Below are 2,416 nucleotides of genomic sequence, written 5' to 3' on the forward strand. Positions count from 1 at the left end.
GCACGGGGAAGAAGTATCCTCCGCCCCTTAAGGTCCTCGCCCAAGAAGGCCTCGATGAGCCCCTCGGCCCGAAATTCCCGGGGGATAAGATCCGCGGAAAGACCTATCTCCTTCAAGGATTCTGCGGTGGCGGTGCCGATTGCCGCAATCTTGGCCTTGGAAAGGGCGCGGGCGTCCTTTCCTGCGGCATAAAGCCTCTCCCCAAAATAACGGACCGCGTTCTGAGAAGTAAAAATCAACCAGTCAAAACCTTCTATTTCCTGGATGGCTTGATCTAGTTCCTCAAAACTTTCTGGAGGAACGATCTTGATGGTGGGGATCTCCAGGACCTCGGCCCCCAGCTCCTCCAGACGCTCGCTGAGTTTGCTGGCCTGTTCCCGGGTACGAGTTACCAGGATGCGTTTACCAAAGAGAGGGCGGTCCTCAAACCACCGGAATCTTTCGCGCAGCTTGACCACTTCGCCTACCAGGATAATGGCCGGGGCCGAAAGCCCGGCAGCCTTGACCCGTTCGGAGATATCCGAAAGGGTACCCTGGGCCACCTTCTGACGAGGCGTGGTCCCCCATTGAATGACCGCCACCGGGGTCTCCGGAGAACGTCCCTGGCGTTTTAAGTTCTCACATATCCGCGGGAGATTTTTCATACCCATAAGGAAAATCAGGGTCCCGATGCGGGAAAGGGCCTCCCAATCGATGGCTGAATCCTTTTTACCTTCGGCCTCGTGCCCGGTGACCAGGGCTAAAGTGGAAGTATAGTGGCGATGCGTAACCGGGATCCCGGCATAGGCCGGAACCGCCAGAGCCGAGGTCACTCCCGGAACCACCTCAAAAGGAATATCGTACTCTAACAGGGCCTCGATCTCCTCCCCCCCACGTCCGAATACAAAAGGATCCCCGCCTTTAAGCCGTACCACCACCTGCCCGGCCAGGGCCTTCTCCACCAGAAGCCGGTTAATGCCCTCCTGGGAAAGGGTGTGATGCCCTCCCTTTTTTCCCACATAGATCTTTTCCGCCTGCGGTGGCGCGAAGGAAAGGAGGCGAGGATTGGCCAGATAATCGTAAATGACCACCTCGGCCCTTCGAAGGGCCTGAACCCCTTTAAGGGTAATAAGTCCGGGATCGCCGGGCCCGGCCCCTACCAGATAAACCTTTCCCTTTTTCATGACCGGAGTTCCTCGAGAATTTCTTGTCCTCCCCGAGAAAGGAGAATTTCGGCCAGACGAAAACCCAGATCCTCGGCCTCTTGGGGGCTGCCTGTAAGGCCTTCCCGATAGAATCTCCGCCCTTCCGGATCGGCGATGAATCCCTCCAGATAAAGCTGTCCGTCGGAAAGACGGGCATGGGCCGCCAAGGGTACCTGACAGCCTCCCTCCAGTCGGCGCAAAAAGGCCCTCTCCGCGCGGGCACAAAAGGCTGTTTCGGGATGATGCAGGAAGGATACGATCTTCCGGGTTTCAGCATCGTCACTTCTTATCTCCAGGGCCAGTATCCCCTGCCCCACCGCGGGAAGCATCTCTTCGGGGGGGAGAGATACCCTTTCCACAGGTATTCCCAGACGCCGCAGTCCGGCCTCGGCCAGGAGAATGGCCTCGTATTGGCCCTCCTGAAGCTTGCGTAAACGGGTGTCCACGTTCCCGCGCAGGGGGAGGATTCGAAGATCCGGGCGCAGACGCCTCAACTGGGCCTGGCGTCGCAAACTGCTGGTGCCTACCCGGGCCCCCCGGGGAAGATCGAGAACGGACTTCACCCCGGAGCCTATCAGGGCGTCTCTCGGGTCCTCCCGTTCGGGGAAAGCCGCAAGTTCAAGCCCCTGGGGAAGTTCGGAAGGTACATCCTTGAGACTGTGGACCGCCAGATCTATCTCCTCCCGTAAAAGGGCTTCCTCGATTTCCTTTACGAAAAGACCCTTGCCCCCGATCCGGGCCAGGGGGACATCGGTGATCTTGTCTCCCTTGGTCTTGATGATGACCGTGTCAACCGTCAGATCCGGAAAGCGTTCCCGAATCTGGGTGATGACCCAGCCCGTCTGGGCCAGAGCCAGTTTGCTTCCGCGGGTACCAACGCGCAGGATCTTCTTCATCAGTGACAGGTGCTACAGGTTCCTCCGGCACAACCGCTACAGGCCCCTCCTCCCGGGCCCGAACTCACGAATTTGCTCCCGCTCTTGAACCCGAAGGCGGACATGACCCGCCGCACCCTTTCGCTGCCGCACTTTCGGCATTTTACCCCCTCCGCGGAACCGAAGATCAGTTCCTCGAAGGTTTCCCCGCAGGCCTCACATTCAAACTCATAGATCGGCATCTTCTTCCTCCCATCCTTCCAGGATGGCCCCGTACAGGAGCGGAATCAAAAGTTCGTGGTGTCCGGTAATACTATAACCCTTTCCGCCGGAAAGGGTAGGTCGGTGCACCACATT

3 protein-coding genes are annotated in these 2,416 nt (G+C 58.5%); all 3 read right to left on the bottom strand.

The features are described from left to right. Positions 1–1,163 (bottom strand): uroporphyrinogen-III C-methyltransferase (gene cobA / locus F8J34_RS05705; protein WP_297057058.1); only part of this gene is annotated, 1,163 nt, incomplete at its 3' end. Then, the gene (gene hemC / locus F8J34_RS05710) at positions 1,160–2,080 is read right to left on the bottom strand and encodes a hydroxymethylbilane synthase (protein WP_297057059.1); all 921 of its coding nucleotides are present in this window, start codon (positions 2,078–2,080) and stop codon (positions 1,160–1,162) included. The genes cobA and hemC, both read right to left, overlap by 4 nt. After that, positions 2,080–2,301 (bottom strand): zinc ribbon domain-containing protein, encoded by a 222-nt coding sequence (locus tag F8J34_RS05715; protein WP_297057061.1) that lies wholly within the window; start codon positions 2,299–2,301, stop codon positions 2,080–2,082. The genes hemC and F8J34_RS05715 overlap by 1 nt, the downstream gene beginning before the upstream one ends. Positions 2,302–2,416 lie beyond the last annotated feature (115 nt).

This window comes from Thermosulfurimonas sp., from assembly GCF_015491435.1.
In the GTDB taxonomy this organism is placed as follows: domain Bacteria; phylum Desulfobacterota; class Thermodesulfobacteria; order Thermodesulfobacteriales; family Thermodesulfobacteriaceae; genus Thermosulfurimonas_A.